This window comes from Streptomyces sp. NRRL F-5650 (assembly GCF_000721365.1).
GTDB classification, from domain to species: Bacteria; Actinomycetota; Actinomycetes; order Streptomycetales; family Streptomycetaceae; genus Streptomyces; species Streptomyces ardesiacus.
In genome coordinates this window covers 1-17428 of the sequence record NZ_JOGV01000086.1, presented here as the reverse complement: position 1 = coordinate 17428, position 17428 = coordinate 1, and the positions used below count along the sequence as shown (strand labels likewise).

13 protein-coding genes and 2 pseudogenes are annotated in these 17428 nt (G+C 74.0%); 3 read left to right on the top strand and 12 right to left on the bottom strand.

What is annotated here, in order from left to right; translation table 11 throughout:
- The 12 genes and pseudogenes from IG88_RS0137040 to IG88_RS0136985 form a co-directional block, all read right to left on the bottom strand.
- A pseudogene (locus IG88_RS0137040) lies at positions 1–260 on the bottom strand (zinc ribbon domain-containing protein); the annotation flags it as partial.
- Positions 257–766 carry a phage tail protein gene (locus tag IG88_RS0137035; RefSeq protein ID WP_051852218.1) on the bottom strand — a complete coding sequence of 170 codons (510 nt, stop codon included), beginning with the start codon at positions 764–766 and terminating at the stop codon, positions 257–259. The pseudogene IG88_RS0137040 and the gene IG88_RS0137035, both read right to left, overlap by 4 nt.
- A 65-nt stretch (positions 767–831) precedes the next feature.
- Entirely contained in the window at positions 832–2790 is a 1959-nt protein-coding gene (locus tag IG88_RS0137030; RefSeq protein ID WP_031051025.1) for a putative baseplate assembly protein, read from the bottom strand.
- Complete coding sequence (locus IG88_RS0137025) at positions 2790–3242, bottom strand: GPW/gp25 family protein (protein WP_030405257.1); 453 nt, start codon at positions 3240–3242, stop codon at positions 2790–2792. Before IG88_RS0137025 ends, IG88_RS0137030 begins: the two co-directional genes overlap by 1 nt.
- A gap of 34 nt (positions 3243–3276) precedes the next feature.
- Positions 3277–5211 carry a VgrG-related protein gene (locus tag IG88_RS0137020; RefSeq protein WP_031051022.1) on the bottom strand — a complete coding sequence of 645 codons (1935 nt, stop codon included), beginning with the start codon at positions 5209–5211 and terminating at the stop codon, positions 3277–3279.
- Positions 5211–5930: a LysM peptidoglycan-binding domain-containing protein gene (locus IG88_RS0137015; RefSeq protein WP_031051018.1), complete on the bottom strand. Its 720-nt coding sequence runs from the start codon at positions 5928–5930 to the stop codon at positions 5211–5213. The genes IG88_RS0137020 and IG88_RS0137015 overlap by 1 nt, the downstream gene beginning before the upstream one ends.
- Positions 5931–5958: 28 nt before the next feature.
- Positions 5959–6381 (bottom strand): phage tail protein, encoded by a 423-nt coding sequence (locus tag IG88_RS0137010; protein ID WP_030405260.1) that lies wholly within the window; start codon positions 6379–6381, stop codon positions 5959–5961.
- 90 nt (positions 6382–6471) lie between these two features.
- Complete coding sequence (locus tag IG88_RS43620; protein WP_051852217.1) at positions 6472–10266, bottom strand: hypothetical protein; 3795 nt, start codon at positions 10264–10266, stop codon at positions 6472–6474.
- A 3-nt stretch (positions 10267–10269) separates the two neighbouring features.
- The gene (locus tag IG88_RS44015) at positions 10270–10428 is read right to left on the bottom strand and encodes a DUF6760 family protein (protein WP_007450918.1); all 159 of its coding nucleotides are present in this window, start codon (positions 10426–10428) and stop codon (positions 10270–10272) included.
- On the bottom strand, positions 10425–10967 hold the full coding sequence (locus IG88_RS0136995) for a hypothetical protein (protein ID WP_031051010.1): 543 nt from the start codon (positions 10965–10967) through the stop codon (positions 10425–10427). Before IG88_RS0136995 ends, IG88_RS44015 begins: the two co-directional genes overlap by 4 nt.
- Complete coding sequence (locus tag IG88_RS0136990) at positions 10967–11413, bottom strand: phage tail protein (RefSeq protein WP_030405220.1); 447 nt, start codon at positions 11411–11413, stop codon at positions 10967–10969. The genes IG88_RS0136995 and IG88_RS0136990 overlap by 1 nt, the downstream gene beginning before the upstream one ends.
- Positions 11414–11470: 57 nt before the next feature.
- Complete coding sequence (locus IG88_RS0136985; protein WP_031051007.1) at positions 11471–13075, bottom strand: phage tail sheath subtilisin-like domain-containing protein; 1605 nt, start codon at positions 13073–13075, stop codon at positions 11471–11473.
- A gap of 331 nt (positions 13076–13406) precedes the next feature.
- On the opposite strand from IG88_RS0136985, the gene IG88_RS0136980 reads away from it, so the two are divergent.
- The 3 genes and pseudogenes from IG88_RS0136980 to IG88_RS0136970 all read left to right on the top strand — a co-directional run.
- On the top strand, positions 13407–16307 hold the full coding sequence (locus IG88_RS0136980) for a hypothetical protein (RefSeq protein ID WP_031051005.1): 2901 nt from the start codon (positions 13407–13409) through the stop codon (positions 16305–16307).
- A gap of 110 nt (positions 16308–16417) precedes the next feature.
- Complete coding sequence (locus tag IG88_RS0136975; RefSeq protein ID WP_234332474.1) at positions 16418–17104, top strand: DUF4157 domain-containing protein; 687 nt, start codon at positions 16418–16420, stop codon at positions 17102–17104.
- A gap of 15 nt (positions 17105–17119) precedes the next feature.
- Positions 17120–17428, top strand: a pseudogene (locus IG88_RS0136970) (hypothetical protein); the annotation flags it as partial.

The following is a 17428-nucleotide window of genomic DNA, read 5'->3' as shown; positions in this document are numbered from 1 at the left end:
GACCGGGGCGGGGCGGGGGTGTCGCCGGGGGTGCCCGTGGCCGGTTCGCCGGGTGCCGGCGCGGGGGTGGGGCGGTCGGTGCGGGCCGGGGGGATGCCGGCGTTGCCGAAGGCGTCGAAGGCGGGGCCGCGGTCGGACTTGGCGGTGACGGACTGGGCGCCGCGGGCCTGGTCCCAGCTCAGTACGGCGCCGCACGCGTCGCAGAAGGACTGGCCCGGTTCCGCGCGGGTTCCGCACTCGGCGCAGTTCTGCGTGGTCATCTCTCCGGGGTCCTTTCGGAGGCGGTCACTTCGACCGTGTAGGGCATGTGGGCGGGGCGGGCGGCGGCGACGAGGGCGTCGAGCCGGTGGGTGTCGGCCGGTTTCGGGTCGGGCAGCCGGAGGGCGACGTGCAGGTAGGGGCGGGGGCGGCCGGGGAAGGGGCCGAGGGGGCGGGCGTTCCACGCGGCGCCGCCGCTCTCGGTGATCTCCGGTTCGACGCCGAAGGCGAGCCGTACGGCTTCGGAGAGCCCTTGGCGGGTGCCGCGGACGCGGTGCAGGCGGGTGGCGGCGGCGACGGCGGCGCGCAGTCGTTCCTCGGGTTCGGTGCCGTCGGTTTCGGCGCCGACCCAGGTGCCGAGCCACTGGGCGAAGTCGGCCGGGGTGAGGGCGGGGTCGAAGTAGGTGTCGAGGCAGTCCAGGACGTTGAGGATGGGGGCGAGGACGTCGTCGAGTCCGCCGACGAAGCGCAGCGCGAGGTCGTCGTCGGCGAAGACGGCGGGGAGCATGGAGGCGATGGGCAGGGAGGAGCCGAGTCCGTCGACGGAGCCCCGCTGCGAGGCCGGGGCGGTCGTCACGCGTTGTCCCCGATCACGCGGACCCGGTGGTCGTAGGAGAAGACCAGGGCGGGTGCTTCGAGGTCGATGCGGTCGGTGGGGTCGCCGCGCTTGCCGGTGAGGGGGTCGGCGGGGTGGAGGACGACTTCGTCGACGAGTTCGACGCCGGGCACGCGCTGGAGGACGGCGAAGATCTCGCCGGCCTGTACGGGGCGTCCGAAGGGCCAGCCCTTGCCGTCGGCGCCGCCGGTGAGCGGGTCGAGGTGGCGGTAGAGGGCGTCGTGGGTCTGGCGGCGGACGCGGTCGGCGTCGACGTCGCGGAAGGCGTGGACGGTGGCGACGACGGTGATGCCCTGGTAGTAGGGCGGCCCGACGGACAGGCGGGTGCCGATGAGGCGGCGTTCGTCGAGGTGGCGGGTGATGCGGCTCAGGAGGGCGTCGCCGGGGACGAGTTGTTCGAAGCGCAGGCGTCCGCCGGGGTCGGGGACGGCCTGGGGGACGACGAGGACGCGGACGGCGTGTGCGCCGTATTCGTTCTCCTGGCCCTCCAGGCAGGTGATGCGGGCGGTCTCGGGGGCGGCGCGGCGGGCGAGTTCCTCGTAGTCGCGCAGGGTGACGGCGCGTTCTTGTGCGCGCAGGGTGATGGGGGCGCGGAGTTTGGCCTCTTCGACGGTTTCGCCGTCGACGCCGCCGCGGGCGGCTTCGCGGTTGACGACCTCGGAGACGTACGGGATGGAGGTGCGCAGGACCTGTACGGCCCCGCGGGCGACGTTGCCGGCCCTGCCTCCGCCGGTGCGGTAGCGGCGGGCGCGGATGACGGAGCCCTTGGGGGCGACGGCGCCGTACTGGCGCAGGGTGCCGTCGGCCTCGCGGACGGCGGGGCCGAAGGCGATCTCGCCGGTGGCGGCGTCGAGGGTGATGTGGTGGTCGTCGGGGCGGGAGCCGGCGAAGTGGGGGACGACGTCCCAGTCCTGCCAGCCGTTGTCGTCGGCGGTCTGGAGGAGGACGGGCGGGTCGCCGGCGACGACGGGGGCGTGTTCGAGCCGCAGTCGCTGGCCGGGCAGGCCGGTGGACTCGCCGAGGGGTTCGTCGAGGACGGTTTCGGCGTGGACGGCGCCGGTGGTGCCGCCGATGGTGTAGGCCTCGGCGGAGCGCACGGTCGGTGAGGTGGTGTAGAAGGGCTGGCCGGTCAGCGGCTCGGTGACCCGGCAGCGGATCCAGCCGGCCTCGTGGCCGCCGTTGCGGGACAGGACGTGTCCGCCGGGTATGTGGAGCACGACGTCGCCGGGGCGGTTGAGGCCGCCGGTGCCGTCGCGGTCGACTTCGCAGGGCTGCCAGCCGTCCTCCGTCCACGCCTCCCAGACGAGCGGGGGCTGGCGCGGGTCGACGCCGACGCCGTCGACGCGGCTGTCGAGTTCGAGGGCGAGTGCGCAGTCGGGGATGGCGGCGGAGAGGCCGATGAGCATGCAGTCGCCGGGGTTGGGCGACTCGGCGAAGCACATCACGTCCTTGCTCTCGGCGAGGTCGGTGGTGCGGTCGCTGACGGCTTCGCCGCGGACCTGGGTGACCAGGCGGCCCAGGGAGCAGGGGACGATGCGCAGGTCGCGTTCGGTGGCGAAGACGACGGCCTCGTCGCGTTCGCTGCGCAGGGTGGCGATCTCGGTGCCGACGGGGACCAGGATCGTGTCCTCCTGCGGTGCGGACAGCCAGAAGGTGACGTCCGTGCGCGCGGCCGACGGCGGGAAGAGGGTGATGCCGACCAGGTCCAGGAAGGCGAGGTGGTTCTTGTCCGGGACGCGGTTGAGCCGGTAGACGATCTGGTCGGCCATGTGGGCGAGCGTCTCGACGAGCGTGATGCCGGGGTCGGAGACGTTGTGGTCGGTCCACTCCGGGGCGCGCTGCTGGATGTAGCGCTTGGCGTCGTCGACGAACTGCTGGAAGCGGCGGTCGTCGAGGTTGGGGGAGGGCAGGGGCATCAGCGGTCGCTTTCGGGAGAGCCCGGGAGACCGGCCGGCGCGTCGGGGAGGTCGGGCTCGTCGTGGGAGGGGATGACGTAGAACGGGAAGACGAGGCTGCGCGGGTTGTTGGTGCCGCGGATCGAGTAACGGACGTCGATGAAGAGGACGTTCTGGTCGCCGTCGGAGGTGACCTCGACGTCGTGGACCTCGATGCGCGGCTCCCAGCGGTCCAGGCTGATGTACACCTCGTGCTGGATGCGGCCCGCGGTCTGTTCGTTGACCGGGGCGAAGACCAGGTCGTGGATGGCGCAGCCGAACTCGGGGCGCATCGGCCGCTCGCCGGGGGCGGTGGCGAGGACGAGCCGCATGGCCTCCTCGACCTCCTGCTCGCCGCTGACGAGGGCGATCCCGCCGGTGGGTCCGATGCGCAGGGGGAACGACCAGCCGGAGCCGACGAACTGTTCGGCCATCAGAGAGCAACCTGCCTTCCTCGGAAACGCTTCGTCACAGGCCCGGTACGGGGATGGTGGCGACCTTGAAGATGGGCGTCTTGGCCTCGAGGGTCGCGCCGATGATCCGTGTCATGACGGAGTTGATCTGCACGTTGACGGTACCGGAGATGGTGGTCGCGGCCCCGGCGCTCAGGGTCGCCGCACCGGTCGCACCGAGGTTGAGGGCGGCTCCCGCGGTGACTCCGATCTGACCGCCGCTGCGCATGTTGATCATGGTTTCGCCCCGGATCGTGAGGGGGCCGCCGCTCTTGATGCTCAGTGAGCGTTTGGCGGAGAGCGAGAGGTCGGTGCCCGCCTCCACCGAGACCGAGCGGCTGCCGGTGATCTTGACGGTGCCCTTGCTGTCGACGGTGATCTCCGTCTTGGTGCGGTCGAGGTTGATGGTCAGTTTGTCGTTGCCGCTGGCGATCCGCACGCCCTGCTTGCGCCCGCCGGTGCGCTGGCTGAGCAGGTCGACGCGGTTGCCCTGGCGGTCGGACAGGGTGTGCCGCACGGCCTTCTTCTTCAGGCCGTCGTGCAGGGGCACGTCGTTCTTGGTGGGCACGTCCCGGCCGTTGTAGAGGCCGCCGATCACGAAGGGGTGGTCCAGCGCCCCCCGGTCGAAGGCGACCAGCACCTCGTCGCCGACGTCCATGGGGAAGACGCCGCCGCCCGCCACGCCGCCCATCTGGACGCTGCGCGCCCAGTCGCTGACGTAGGTGTCGTCCAGCCACGGGAACTGCAGCTTGACCCTGCCCTGTTTGAGGGGGTCCGCCACGTCGGTGACGACGGCGTTGGCGACGCTGGGCAGCCGGGTGGCGCTGGCCGGGTCCGTGCCGCCGCTGCCGCCGGAGGCGAGGCCGTACAGGGAACGCCACTGGCGTCCGCTGACGGTGATCCAGGACTCGTAGGGGACGCCGTCGCCGAAGTGGTGGCGCACCGAGGTGACGGTGTACTTGCCCTCGAAGGGCGTGCCCACGTCCGCGAGGGCGACGGGGACGCCGGGCCGCAGGTCGGGGTGGCCGTTGGCGGCGACCTCCAGTTCGGCGAAGGAGGCGGTGACGTCGGCGGCGAGGGCCTTGGCGGCGTTCTGGACCTCGTCCTGCCGGTCGTACGGGTTGGCGGTCTCGACGAGTGTGCCCGGCTTGAACTTGCCGGCGGCGGTGCCGGGCGTCCACTTGATGTCGATGCCGGGGTCGGTGGTGGCCGGCGCGGTCTCGGTGATCTTCCTCTTGGTGGTGACGTTCCAGCCGCGCGACTCGACCTCGCCGATCTGGTCGGCGGCGGTGACGGCGGCGCGCAGCCGCAGGATGTCGTGGCCGGCCTGGAGGACGAAGGTGCTCGCGTCGCCGTCCGTGTTCGGCGAGGGCGCCCCGGCCGACGGCTTGGGCGTGACGAAGCGGAACTTCCCGTGGGAGTCCAGGTACATGACCATCTTGTTCTCGTCGGCGAGCCGGGCGAGGAAGTCCCAGTCGGTGACGTTGGGCTGGGCGAGGAACCCGTAGGTGCCCTTGGTCGCCTGGATGCGGCCGATGGAGACGCCGTCCATGGCCACGAGTTTGCGGGCGATGTCGGAGGCCTTCTGGTTGCGGTACGCGGCCACGCGGCGCTGGCGCATCAGCCGGTGGCCGTAGTCGTAGCCGCGGATGACGGTGAAGCTGCCGGTGCCGTCGTAGTCGGTCTCCAGGCCGGTGACCTCACCGGTCAGCAGGGGGTTGCCCTTGCCGTGGCCGTCGGCGATCGGGGTGATGACGACCTTGGTGCCGAACTGCACGTTCAGCTTGCCGAGGAGCCGGTGGTAGGGGTCGCGGAAGGTGAGGCGGAACGCGGCGGGCACGTTGACGCCCTGGTCGACCCAGCCGTCGGTGAGCATCGGGGCGATGGTGTCGGGCAGCTTGGCGCCGCCGATCTTCACCTCGACGATGCTGGAGAAGGAGGGGCGCACCATCAGCGGGGCACCTCCTCGGTGGCGGGCAGGATCAGCTCCGTGCCGGTCGGCAGGTGGGAGGGGTCGTCGATGCCGTTGGCCTCGGCGATCACCCGCCAGGCGTTGGCGCTGCCGTACTCGCTCCAGGCCAGCGACTGCAGCGAGTCCCCGGCGACGACCCGGTGCATGCGCTGGGCGGTGAGGGCGCCGGAGGTCGGGTTCTGGTTCGGGGTGGGGCCGGGGATCTCCACCAGGGCCAGCCGGCAGGTGGCGCGGATGGGGACGCCGGAGGTGCCGAAGAGCGTGTACTGGGTCTCGATGGACTGCACGTAGGCGTTGAAGCGGGCCGTGGAGAACGAGCCCCACTCGAAGATCACCCAGGGCGGGGACGGCTGGTCGGCGCCCAGGCTGCTGGCCGTCACCTCGCAGCAGACCAGCAGCGACTCGACCTTCTTCATCACGGTGGTGTCGCCGGGCTTCATCGAGGAGTCCAGGAAGATCTCCAGGGTCATCTCCCGCGGCTCGGCACCCATGAACTGCGGCTTGGCGGCCTTGCGCACGGCCGCGGTCGGGGTCGACTTCCACTGGGCGCGCTGACTGATCGACAGGTGCGCCGGGTTGAACTCGAACGGGAACCGCTTGATCAGCCCACCGGGCGAGGTGGAGTCGCCGGTGGGCGGCTCGTGGATGGCGAGGTTGGCGCGTACGAGGCTCTTGCCGGCGCCACCGCTGCTGGCCATGGGTGTTCCTTTCTGCCGTTCGGCGCCGTCAGTCCGTGAAGCCGTGGTGGGCGATCTCCAGCACCTCGGTGGCCACGGACAGGTTGCCGGGGTCGAGGCTGGGGCCCTGCCAGCTCACCGGCAGGACGTCGATCAGTCCCCAGCGGGCGACCAGCGACCCGTCGGCGCGCAGGGCGGAGATCTGCGCGGTGGGGCGCTGGATGCCGGTCTGCACGGACGAGATCCACTTGGCGACCTTCGCCGTGTCCGGGGTCAGCGGGCGGGTCAGCCGGATGTTGGAGAAGGTGACGCGGGTGGGCAGTTGCCACACGAAGGCGTTGTTGCCGCCCTCCTGGCGCTGTTCCACCTCCACCTGGGTCGACAGGCCCTCGCACCCGTTGAAGTAGCCGAGGCTCTCGCCGTCGATGGCGAGGCTGAACCAGATGGAAGAGCCCGGGTCCTCACGGGTCATCGGGGGTCGACCTTTCTTGTCGGGGAACGGTGGCGGGCGGGCGTGGCCCTCGGGGCTGTCCGGCGGTCCGGCGGGGCCGGTGCGGTCCGGTCAGCGCGGGTCGCGCAGTCTGCCGATCCGTTCGCGGTCCATGCGCAGTTCGGTGCGGACGAGACGGGTGACGCGGCCGATGATCCGGTGCACCAGTTCGTCGAGCTGGAAGTCGGTGAGTTCACGCGGGTCGAGCCCGCCGGCCGGGACGGCCGTGTACTCGGGCGGCGGTTCGCCCGCTCCCGGCGACGACTGTCCCGAACCCGCCGAGTACGGCGGCGGGTTGCCGGGCGGGGAGGTCTCGTAGGGGGGTGGCGGCTCGGCCGGGCCGTGCTGCGAGGAGGAGGACGAGGGGGTCCGGAAGCGCGCGAGGCTCTCGGACACGGCGGCCGCGGCGCTCGCGGCCAGAGCACCGGTGGTACGGCCGGACCGGCTGCCGAAGCCGAACGCGCGCTGGACCGGCGGCGCGGAGGCGTCGCCGGAGACGGGGGCCGCGGCCGGGGCGGCGGGCACCGCGGGCGGCGGATTCCCGGTCGGCGGCGCGGGTGGCGTCGCCGTGCCGACGGGCAGGGGCGGGCGGGGCGCCGACGCCGCGGGCGGCGTGAGGGGGGCCACCGGGAGCGGGGCGCCGGTGGTGCCCGGGCGGGCGGGCCGGCGCAGCGGTACGGCTCTCGTGGCGGCGCGCTGGACGGGGGGCGGCTTGGGGCCGCCGCCCGGTGCGGGCGGGAGCGGTGGCGCGAGGGCCGTCATGGGCGGGGCCGGGGGCGTGAGCGCGGGCGCGGCCGAGGTCACGGTCGGCCGGGGCGTCGGGGAGGACACCGGGAGGGGCGGGGAAGGTGCCGCGAAGGGGGGCAGGGCGGGGCCCGGTGCGGTGGACCGCTGCACGGGCGCGGCCGTACGGGGCCCGGCCGCGGCGGGGCCGGGGGCCGCTGCCGGGAGGAACGGCGTCGTCGGCGCGGTGCCCGCCGGGGGGAAGGTGTCCCCGGGCACGGCGGAGCGGTGCACGGGCGGTGCCGCGGGTGCCGGGGCGGGGGGCGCCGCCGGACGTACGGCGTCGGCCGGACCGGAGGAGGTGGGGGCGCCCAGTCCCGGACGCCGGGGCGCGGCACTGCGCTGCACGGGGCGGGCGGGAGCGGCCGGGGCACCGCTGCTTCCCGGGCGGCTGCCTCCCGTCCGGCCGGTCTCGGCGCGTGCTGCCTCCGGCCGGTTGAGCGGTGTGGAGGGGACCGGGGCCGAAGGGGCGCCCGGGCCCGAAGAGTTCGGGGCCGAGGGGCTCGGGGTCGAGCGCTGGACGGTGGATGCCGCGGGGGGCGCGGAGGTCGCGCGGGTCGTGGGGGTCGCGGGAGCGTCGCCGTGCGGCGCGCGTGCCGGGGCCACGGAGGGGGTGACGGGCAGTCCGGCGGCCGGGCCGTGGTTGGACCGCTGGACCGGGGGTGCCGGGGTGGCCGCCTCGGAGGGGCGGGGGGACGACGGCGCCTGCGTCGGCTGCTTCGGCCGGTCGGGGGTCGTCCGGCGCTGGACCGGGGGCTGCGCGCCGGGCGGGGTGCCGGGGGACGCGGAGGGGCGGTTCGCCGGCGGGGTGGTGCGGGGGACCGCCCGCTGGACCGGCGCGGGTGCGGGGCCGGGCGCCGGGGCGTTCGCCGGGGCGGGGGCGGCGGGGGAGTTCGCCGAGGGCCCGGTCGGCGCGGCTTCTGCCGCGGGCGTGGGTGTCGGCGTCGGTGTCCGCGGCGTGGACGGGGCCGGTGTCGGGGGCGCGCTGTCGGTGCCCGGGTTCTTGGCCGTGGACGCGGGGGTGCCGTCGGGGCGGGAGGCCGACACCCGCTGCACCGGGAGGTCGGGAGCGGCGCCGTCGGGGGCCGGGGCGGTGCGGGGGCGCGTGGTGGGCGCCGCCGGTCCGGTCGCGGGCGCCGGTCCGGAGGCGGTGCCGGACTCCGGCCGCCGCACGGCGCGTTGGACGGGGGCCGGGGACGAGGCCGGGGTCGTCGCGTCGCCGCCGGAGCGCGAAATGGCGGGCCCGAGGCCCGCCCTGGGCCGCCGCTCCGCCGACCGCTGGACCGCTGGCCCCGGTGACGCGGCGCCCGGTGAGGCCGTCGGGCGCTTACCGGAGTCCCCGGCGGGGGCGGGGGCGGGGGCGGTGCGGGGCGTCTGCGCGGGCCCCTGCTGCGGGGCGGACGCGCGCTGTACGGCCGGGCCGGGTGCCGTCGCCGGGTCGCCGGTGGACTCGCGCGGCGCTCGCCGGGCCGGGGCCGTGTCCGACGCGGGGCGCGTGGTCGGGGGCGTGGTGGCCGGGGTGGGGGCGCCGGTGGACTCGGGTGCGGGGGCTGGTGCCGGTCGCGGGGCGGGGTCGGGTTCGCGCGTGGCTCGCTGGACGGGCGTGGCGGATCCGCGTGCGGGCGCGGGAGCGGCGCCGTCGCCGTGGTCGCGGGTGGCGCGCTGCGGTGTCGCGTGCCGGGGTCGTGGGCGCGGGGTCGGTGGTGCGGGCGGGCTCGCGGGTGGTGCGCTGGACCGGGTGTCGCGTGCCGGGGTCGTGGGCGCGGGGTCGGTGGTGCGGGCGGGCTCGCGGGTGGTGCGCTGGACCGGCGGCGTCGCGGGTGACGGTGTGCTCCGGCCCCGTGCGGGGGCCGGGTCGGGTTCGCGCGTGGTGCGCTGGACCGGCGTACCCGCGTCGCGTCCCGGGCGCCCGGGCGTCGGGCCGGCACCGGCGCCGGGTTCCCGCACGGCCCGCTGCACCGGCGTACCGGACGCGGACGTGCCGCTGTCCCGGGCCGGTGCCGTACCGGCGTCGGGCCGGGGTCCGCCTTCGCGCACCGGGGCTGCGGGGGCGGGCCGGTCGTCCGGAGCGGGCACCGGAGCCGGTGCCGTGCCGGTGGTCGCCGCGCGCTGCGCCGGAGGGCCGGCCGGAGACGGTGTACCGGCGGGGGCCGGGGGCTGCTGCCGCGAAGAGGTGGCGCGCTGTACCGGAGCGGCGGGCTCCGCTCGGTCGCCGTCCGCCGACGCGGGTGCCGTTCCGGAGGACTCCGGCGGGGAGTCGGCGGGGCGGCGGCTCGCGGGCAGGGAGCGGCGCTGCACGGCCGACGCCCCGGACGGCGCCTTGGTCAGTGCCTGCCGGGGGCGGGGTGCGGCGGGCGGTACCGGCGTCACCTGGACGCCGCGCGCGGCCCGGGCCGGCGGTGTGCCCGCCGGTGCCCCGGAGGGCGGGGTCTGGGCCGGTGCCGGTGCGGCGGAACGCGCCGCCCGCTGGACCGGCGACGGCGACGGCGACGCCGGTGCGGGAGCCTGCGCGGCCCTGCGCGAACCGGGCGTACGCGGTGGCGCACCCGAGGCGGAGGTCCGCGTCGGCGCCACGGAACTCGCCGACGGGCCGGGAGTCCCGGGCTCGGCCGTGTCCTCCGGTATCGCGCGCAGGGGCGCGACCGGCATCCGCTGGGCCGGTGCGCCGGGCGGGGGCGCCAGGCGCGTGGAGGGCGTCTGGCGCGACGGCGTGCCGAAGGCGCCCGACAGCAGGCTGTCGCCGGCCGCCGGGTTCAGTACCGCCGGGGACGGCGCGCTCGTGAACGAGGGGTTCTGCCACGTCGGAAGGCGGCCGCCGAATCCGGCGTCCGCCACCACTCCCGTACGTGCCGCTCCCGTGGCCCGCTGGATCGGCGGCAGGCCGGTCCAGGCGGCGACGGCCACGGGCGCCGGGCCGGACGCGGTGCCGGGCCCGGACGCCGTACTCCCGCCCGCGTCCGGGCCCGTGGCCGAGGCCGTGCCGGAGCCCGGGTCGGGGGAGGGGACCGCGGCCGGTGCGGCCCCGCTCCCGCCCCCGTCGGGCTCGCCGTCCCTGCGGCCCCGCAGCCGGTCCAGGAATCCCACCGATCAGCCCTCCGCCGTGCCACGCGTCACGAGGGACGCGATCTGGTCCGTGTACCGGCGGCGGTCCTGGTGTTCCAGGTCCAGGATCGCCTCCAGGCTCCAGTGGAAGTGGTAGGCGACGTACGCGATCTCCTCGTGCAGCCGGTCGGTCGCGTACGTCACGATTCCCCCAGGCGGCTCCCGCCGAGTTCCACCTCGAAGGACTCCGAGCAGTGCGGGCAGGCGACGGCCGCGCGGGTGTGCCCCTCCGCGTTGATCTGGCGGTAGAAGTCCTGGAGGAACGCCAGGTCGGAGGCGAACATGTTCTCCACGATGCCGTCGTGCACCGACGGCAGCGTGCCCAGCCGGGTGATGACCCGGCCGAGCAGCACCACCGACAGGTACGCCGGGTTCTCCTGCACCCGCACGTCGCGCAGCGGGATCAGCTCGTCCCGGGCCGTCGACAGGCGCATCACGCCGTCCCGGTGCACCGTGCCGGAGTCGTCGACGTACCCGCGCGGCAGCTCGAAGGGGAACTCGGTCCGCAACTCCTGCCGCGGTGCCGCCTCGACGGGCGGTGCGGCGGGCCCGGCGGGCGCACCGGTCGGGCCACCGGCCGGTGCCTCCGCCGGCGCGGCGGCGGGAGCCGAACGGGGGAAGTCCGCTCCCGCCGCCGCGGCCTGGGGTGCCGCGGCGGGTGCCTTGGCAGCCATACGACGCATTACTCGATGACCAGTTCTTCGAACACGATGGTGACGGTCTCGGTCAGCGCGGAGGCCTCACCGGCCTTCACCGGGCTCATGTCGAGCTTGCTGCACCAGGCGTTGCGCAGGTTGTACCGCTTGACCGGGTTGTCCTCGTAGTCCATGACGATGATCGAGGCGTTCTTGCGCGCGGAGGACATGCGGCCCTCGAGCGAGTCGTTGATCCACTGCGTGAACGCGGACGACTGGGTCATACCGCGCACGACGGTGCAGGAGCCGTCCTTCGCCGAACCCGGCATCACGGCGATCTCGAGCTTGCCGGTCGCGCCGTTGTTCTGCGGGTACTTGATGACGTCCTGCTCAAGGGTGATGCCGTTGACCTCGGAGAGGTACTCGATCATCACGCCGTCGATCTGGAGACCGAAATTGTGTGAAGTAAGGGAGTCACCGGGGTTCAGACTCATGTGTTCTCAGTCCTTCTGAGGCTCTTGACGATGGCGTACGGGGCGGAGCGGCGCTCGCTACTCCTCCAGCTCCCCGCCGCCGCTGGAGAACTGGGCCAGCCGGAAGATCACGAACTCGGCGGGCTTGACCGGCGCGATGCCGATCTCGCACACGACCCGGCCGAGGTCAACCGACTCCGGCGGGTTGGTCTCCTCGTCGCACTTGACGTAGTAGGCCTCGGACGCGCTCTGGCCGAACAGGGCGCCGCTGCGCCACTCGTTGACCAGGAACGCGGAGATGTTGCGGCGGATGCGGGCCCAGAGGTTGTGGTCGTTCGGCTCGAACACCACCCACTGGGTGCCGATCAGGATCGACTCCTCCAGGTAGTTGAAGTACCGGCGGATGTTCAGGTAGCGCCACGCCGGGTCGGAGGAGAGGGTGCGGGCGCCCCAGACGCGGATGCCGCGGCCCGGGAAGGAGCGGATGCAGTTGACGCCGATCGGGTTGAGCAGGTCCTGCTCGCCGCGGGTGATCTGCAGCTCCAGGTCGACGGCGCCGCGGACGACCTCGTTGGCCGGGGCCTTGTGCACGCCGCGCTCGGAGTCGTTGCGCGCCCAGATGCCGGCGACGTGGCCGCTCGGCGGGACCAGGCGGGACTGGCCGGTGGCCGGGTCGAACGACTTGATCCAGGGGTAGTACAGGGCGGCGTACTTGGAGTCGTAGCCGGCCGTCTCCTGGCGCCAGACGCGGATCTGACGGGCGTTCTGGCTGGGCGGCGGGTCGATGATGGCGACGCGGTCGCCCATCAGCTCGCAGTGGGCTATGAGGCCGAGCTGGACGGCCTTGACGGCCTCCAGGTCGATCGCGCCGCGCTGGTAGGCGGCCATCAGGTCGGGCACCGCGACCATGGAGATCTCGTCGATCGCCTCCAGGCCGCCGAAGCCGGTGCGGTCCGCGGAGTCGCCGATGTACTCGGTCGGACCGGGCTGCGCGATCTCGCCCTGCCCGGCCGGGACGGCGGGGGCGGCGGACGGCGGCGCGGGCAGCGTCAGGGTCTGGTTCTCCGGACGGACGAGCTGCGCGGCGGGCGCGGCCTCGGTCACGGTGATGAGTTTGGAGCGCTCCTTGACCTGGGTGACGACGTAGGAGCGGTTGCCCTTCTTGGCGCTCACGTCGAAGGTCTCGACGGGCTTGTCGCCGTCCTTGACGATCAGCTTGAACCGCTCGGCGGGGCCCTCGCCCTCGGGGTCGGCGACCTCGACGGTCAGCGGGCCGCTCTGGCCGGCGGCGGTGGCCGTCACGGAGAACGTGCCGAGCTGCTTGGGCTCGGCGGCGGGCAGTGCCTTGGTCATGCCGCCGGTGACGGCGGCGGGGGTGCCGGTGCCGGCCGCGGCGTCCCCCGCGGTGGCGTCCTCGGCGGAGCCGCCGACGCGGACGACGTAGGCGGCGGAACCGCCGTTGTTGAAGAACCCGTAGACGGAGTGCGCGAGGTAGTACCCGCCGGTGAAGTCACCGAAGGCCGCGACGTACTGCGTCCAGTTGGTCACCAGGGTGGGCTCGTTCAGCGGGCCGGTCGGGGCGAGACCGACGAAGGCCGCCACCGACGTGCCCACTCCCTCGATCGGGCGCGAGCCGCTGGCCACCTCCTCGACGTAGACGCCGGGCGACAGGTAGGACGGCATGCTCTGCTCTCCTCGGGGTACGAGACAGGACGCCCCTCAGACTCACGCGCGCGTCGCTCCGGCCGAAACGTCCTTCGGTGCCGGGGTGGGGGCATGGTCATTGCCCCTGGTCGTGCCCGTTGGGGCAGACTCCCGGCCCTTGTCGGCCCTTCCCCTCCAAGACCCCTGGCGGTTGTCCGGCGTTTCTGATTCAACAGCTTGTGTCGACTGCCAGTTCGCCAGGATGTCATCTTGCGATCAAGCCCCGTTACCGGGGCGTGCCGCCCTGCCGCGCCGGGGTGCCGCTCCGCGCGAGCGGCGACGGTGACGTGGTGTCAGGAAGGGAACGACCGTGTCGGACCGCTTGAACCAGACGCCGGGACGCCGCACGGCCGGGGAGCCCCCGGTCCGGACCCGTCCGCAGGGCCGTCCGCGACCGCCGCTGGCCTCGCTGCAGTCCGCGGCGGGGAACCGGGCCGTCGCCACGGCGATCCGGCGGGGGGCCGGTACGGCGATCCAGCGCGCGGGCGGCACGGCGCAGCTCCCCGCGGGCGCGGTGGTGGCGCGGGCGACCGCGGCGCCGGTGGACGACCTGCAGATCACGCCGGTGACGGAGACCGAGCGGCCGGCCGGCGTGTCCGGCGGAGGCGCGGACACGGCGGCCGAGCAGCAGGCGGCCGTGGACGAGGTGGCCGCCCAGAAGGCGAAGGTCACGGAAGCGTCGCTGGGCCGGGCGGCAGCCGAGACCGAGGTGTGGAACGCGTCCGGGGAAGCCGTCGAGGCGCACAAGAAGGCGGCGGAGGCCCGGGGCAGGGCGGACCGGCTCACGAAGGAGGCGGAGGCCGCCGAGCGGGACGGGGAGAATTCGCTCGCCGACGCGGACAAGCACACCGGGGCGGCCCGCGGGAGGACCGGGGAGCAGCGGGCGGCGGAGGCCAGGGCGAGCGGGTTCCGGGGGACCGAGCGGGGGAAACGCCAGGAGGCCGAGAAGGCCCGTGACGACGAGCGGATGTACACGGAGAGGGCCGAGAAGGCCGAGAAGGAGCGGAAGGAAGCCGAGGAGAGGGCGGCGCGCTTCCAGAAGCTGGCCGACGAGGCCAGGGAGAAGCAGAAGGCCGCCGAGGAGCGGGTGAAGCAGCTCCAGAAGGAGGCCGAGGAGGCCGGGGAGAAGCAGAAGGCCGCCGAGGCCGAGGCGCGGACGAGGGCGGAGGCCGAGGACCAGGCGCTGCAGAAGGCGGCCAAGGCCGAGGTGGAGGCCGAGGCGGAGGCCGAGATCGTCGAGAGGGTGAAGCAGTGGGCCGCCGCGGCGGAGGCCGCGCTGAAGCAGGCGGGGACGGCTCAGGAGGACGCCGCTCTGCGCAAGGGGGAGGCCGACGCCGCCGACGCCTCGAAGAAGGAGGCCGAGGGCGAGGCGGCCGAGTGTGCCGAAGTCCGGAGCACGGCGGAGGAGCAGGCGAAGAAGGCCGGGGAGCTGGCGGCGCTCCGGGACAGGGAGGCCGACGAGGCGGCGCGGGAGCGCGGCAAGGCCGAGCGCGAGGCGAAAGAGCACAAGGACGCCGCCGACAAGGCGATGGGGCAGGCGGCCAAGGCCCAGGCCGAGGCCCAGAAGCACGAGAACACCGCGCAGGAGCGGCGGCGGCAGGCGTCCCAGGCCCGCGCCGAGGAGCAGAAGCACGCGCAGGACGCGTCCGCGGCACAGAACAGGGCGGCGGCCGCGGGGCAGCGGCAGCAGGACCAGAGGGCGGCCCAGACCACGGCGTCGGACGCGATGAGCGCGGCGAAGAAGGCCCAGGAGGCGAAGAAGAAGGCGGAGGAGGAGGCCGCGGCGGAAGCCGCGAAGAAGAACGAGACGAAGAACGAGGCGAAGAAGGACAAGACGGAAGCGGCGAGCACCGACAAGGCGGGCCAGTCCCTGGGCAAGAGTGTCGGGGGCGCGATCAAGAAGGGCGCCGCCAAGGCCAAGCCGTGGATCGACCAGCCCGACACGGTGGCCCTGCGCCTCAGTTCGCCGTACAGCGGAACGCATCGGGCCGAGGCGACGAAGCTCGGCGACACCGGGACGGCGCACAACGCCACGATCCAGCAGGACGTCGAGAACCCGATCAACCTGGCGAGCGACTTCACCGGCGCCTTCAACGACGTGGTGACGTACAAGGACTCGGTCGGAAAGCGCCACGAGAAGGGCCCGGCGTCCCACGGGCACAGGAAGAACGTCAACACCAAGCCCCTCGCCGGGACGACGAACACCCTCATGACCATCAACGACGGTGTGAAGATCAGCGACAACCTCATCAGGACCGCCAAGGGCGCGTCCGGGGTGGCGGAGCTCGGCGACGCCAGCGGCGCCCTCACCGTCGCGTTCTCCACCCTGACCGCCGGCCGTGAAGTGAGGGCCCTGAAGAACACCCGTGCCCAGCGCAAGGAGCTCAAGGAGCACTTCAAGGGTGAAGTCGCCAAGCGCGGCCGGAAACTCCAAGACGTCCTGAACGAACTGGGGGAGGCCAACACCGCGCTGGCCGGGACATCGGTGAGGCTGGCGGCCGCCCGGCCCGGCGAGGAGGCGGAGGCCCTCCAGGCCGTCGAGAACGAGCGCACCCGCATCGACGGCCTCAGGAAGGAACTGATGGAGCACCTGGCCGTCGGACGGGACTACGCGGTGGAGAAGAAGAAGCGGAAACTCACGCACCGGTCCCTCAACCTGGGCGGCAACGTCGCGCGTACCGCGGCCGGTGCCGTGGCGATCGCGGCCGCGACAGGAGCGGTCTCCGGTGGCATCGTGCCCGGCGTGATGGCCGCCGGCACGGCGCTGGGCCTGGGCGGCCTCGCGGCCAAGAAGGGCGTGAAGAAGGCGAACAAGCGCTACAACTCGGTGCGCGACTACCAGAAGCACGCCCGGACCACCACGCCCCAGGAAGGAACACCGGCGTCCGAGAAGCCCAGGCTGGACAAGGACGGACGGGGCAGGAGGAGCGACGCGTGGAAGGAGGCGGTCATGGTGACGCACCCCATCAAGCAGGGGAAGCGGCAGCTCAACGCGCAGGAGATCTACGCGCAGGCGGCCGGACCGGCCGTCCCCGCGAGTGAGAACGTCCCCGACGACATCCGGCGCAAGGCCCGCGACTTCCTCAAGTCCCTCAAGTGCGGGCCGGACCACCACAACCAGACGGAGCCGGAGTGGGAGGCGTCGCTCAACGACCCCGACCAGCAGACCGAATGGGAAGAGGCGATAGCCAAGGCGCTCTCCTCGCTCTGAGCATCCTCCGCCCGGGCGGGCCCAACTCCGGTGCGCTGCCCCCGGCGTTGCCCTCGGGGACCTGTCGGGAGCGGGCGCCCTCCGGTAGGGCTGGTGGTGGCCACACGTTCGTGTCGAAGGGAGCCATGGTGCGCGCGCACGAGGAAGCCACCGAGCAGAAGGCCGTGCGGGGTGGTCGGCCTCCGCACCGGCCCGCGACCGCGCCCACCACCGGGGTGAGCGGCGCTCCGATGACCCCGGCGGCGGTCATGGCGCTCCAGCGTTCCGTCGGCAACAGCGCCGTGCAGCGGCTGCTCGGCCAGGAGACGCACCAGCACGGCGCGGGCTGCGGGCACGACGGTTTCGACGACAAGAGCCCGCAGGGCCAGGTCCAGCTCCTCAACGAGGCCATGGCCACGCCGAGCAGTCCGCTCGGCGGGTCCATCCGCTCCGAGGCGGAGTCGTTCTACCAGGCCGACCTCTCCCCCACCCGCATCCACGACAACCCGGTGGCCCAGCGCGCCACCGCGGCCCTGGGCGCCCAGGCGATGACGGTCGGCACCCATGTCTTCCTGGGCCCGCAGGCGGCCGGCCGCAAGGACGTCATCGGTCACGAGCTGGGACACGTCAAGGAGAACCTGGCGGGCGTCCGCGAGACGGGCAACGACAACGGTGCCGGGCTCGCGGTGACCGACCCGGGCCAGGGCTCCGAACGGGCCGCGGAGGCCGACGGCGCCGCCTTCGGCGCGGGCGCGAAGATCGCACCGTCCGTCGCCGCCCGGGCAGCGGCCACGGACCACGCGGACGACACGGAGTAGAACGGTACGGATCCGATGAGCCTTTGGACTTCCCTGGAGCCCGCGTCCGCGACCGTGGACCCCGGCAGCACCATGAGCGTACGGCTGCGGGTGCGCAACACCGGTGACGTGGTGGACGAGTACCGCTTCGAGCCCGTCGGGGACATCGCGCCCTGGACGACGGTGGAGCCGCAGACGCTGCGCCTTTACCCCGGCACGACCGGCACCGTGGAGCTGACGTTCGCGCCGCCGCGTACGTCGGACGCGGTGGCGGGGCCGAATCCGTACGCGGTGCGGATCACGCCGACGGAGCATCCGGACGCGGTGACGGTGCCGGAGGGGAAT

Excerpts from the sequence above, each read along its gene's own strand:
- IG88_RS0137035 (WP_051852218.1), bottom strand. The coding sequence starts at position 766 with ATGCTCCCCGCCGTCTTCGCCGACGACGACCTCGCGCTGCGCTTCGTC.
- IG88_RS0137030 (WP_031051025.1), bottom strand. The coding sequence starts at position 2,790 with ATGCCCCTGCCCTCCCCCAACCTCGACGACCGCCGCTTCCAGCAGTTC.
- IG88_RS0137025 (WP_030405257.1), bottom strand. The coding sequence starts at position 3,242 with ATGGCCGAACAGTTCGTCGGCTCCGGCTGGTCGTTCCCCCTGCGCATC.
- IG88_RS0137020 (WP_031051022.1), bottom strand. The coding sequence starts at position 5,211 with ATGGTGCGCCCCTCCTTCTCCAGCATCGTCGAGGTGAAGATCGGCGGC.
- IG88_RS0137015 (WP_031051018.1), bottom strand. The coding sequence starts at position 5,930 with ATGGCCAGCAGCGGTGGCGCCGGCAAGAGCCTCGTACGCGCCAACCTC.
- IG88_RS0137010 (WP_030405260.1), bottom strand. The coding sequence starts at position 6,381 with ATGACCCGTGAGGACCCGGGCTCTTCCATCTGGTTCAGCCTCGCCATC.
- IG88_RS0136995 (WP_031051010.1), bottom strand. The coding sequence starts at position 10,967 with ATGCGTCGTATGGCTGCCAAGGCACCCGCCGCGGCACCCCAGGCCGCG.
- IG88_RS0136990 (WP_030405220.1), bottom strand. The coding sequence starts at position 11,413 with ATGAGTCTGAACCCCGGTGACTCCCTTACTTCACACAATTTCGGTCTC.
- IG88_RS0136985 (WP_031051007.1), bottom strand. The coding sequence starts at position 13,075 with ATGCCGTCCTACCTGTCGCCCGGCGTCTACGTCGAGGAGGTGGCCAGC.